This window comes from Nocardia takedensis NBRC 100417 (assembly GCF_000308695.1).
GTDB classification, from domain to species: Bacteria; Actinomycetota; Actinomycetes; order Mycobacteriales; family Mycobacteriaceae; genus Nocardia; species Nocardia takedensis.
Window position 1 is genome coordinate 1 of record NZ_BAGG01000177.1, and the last position, 644, is coordinate 644.

Here is a 644-nt window from a genome sequence, read left to right on the forward strand (position 1 = left end):
CATCGGCCACACCCAGGCCGCGGCGGGGGTCGCGGGCATCATCAAGATGGTGCTCGCGCTGGGCAACGAACGGTTGCCCGCCAGCCTGCACGTGGATCGACCCACCCCGCACGTGGATTGGTCCGCGGGTTCGGTGGCGGTGTTGAGCGAGGCGCGGCCCTGGCCGCGCGACGCCGAGCGCCCGCGCCGGGCCGGTGTGTCCTCCTTCGGCGTCAGCGGGACCAACGCCCACGTGATCCTGGAGGAAGGGCCGCGCCGGGAGCCCCCGCCCGCGCCGCGCGTGCCCGTCGGCCCCGTGTGTCTGCCGCTGTCGGCCAAGAGTCGCACCGCGCTCGCCGCCCGCGCGGCCGAACTCCGCCCGCTGGTGGACGGTGATCTCGTCGCACTCGGCCACCACCTCGCCACCTCCACCCGCTACGCGCATCGCGCCGTCGTCGTGGGCGACGCCGAGGGAGCCCGCACGGCGCTCGCCGCCCTCGCGGACGGAGGGAGCGCGCCCGGACTGGTCTCCGGTGTCGCGGGCGCGTCGTCGGCGTGCGCCTTCTTCTTCTCCGGTCAGGGCAGCCAGCGCCTCGGGATGGGCCGGGCCCTGTACGAAGCCTTCCCGGTGTTCCGGACCGCGTTCGACGAGGTCTGCGCCGAGA

General features: G+C 75.3%; 1 protein-coding gene. It reads left to right on the forward strand.

Features of this window, described 5'->3' with window-relative positions:
* Nucleotides 1–644 (forward strand): ketoacyl-synthetase C-terminal extension domain-containing protein (locus ON30_RS27800; RefSeq protein WP_040711902.1); only part of this gene is annotated, 644 nt, incomplete at both ends.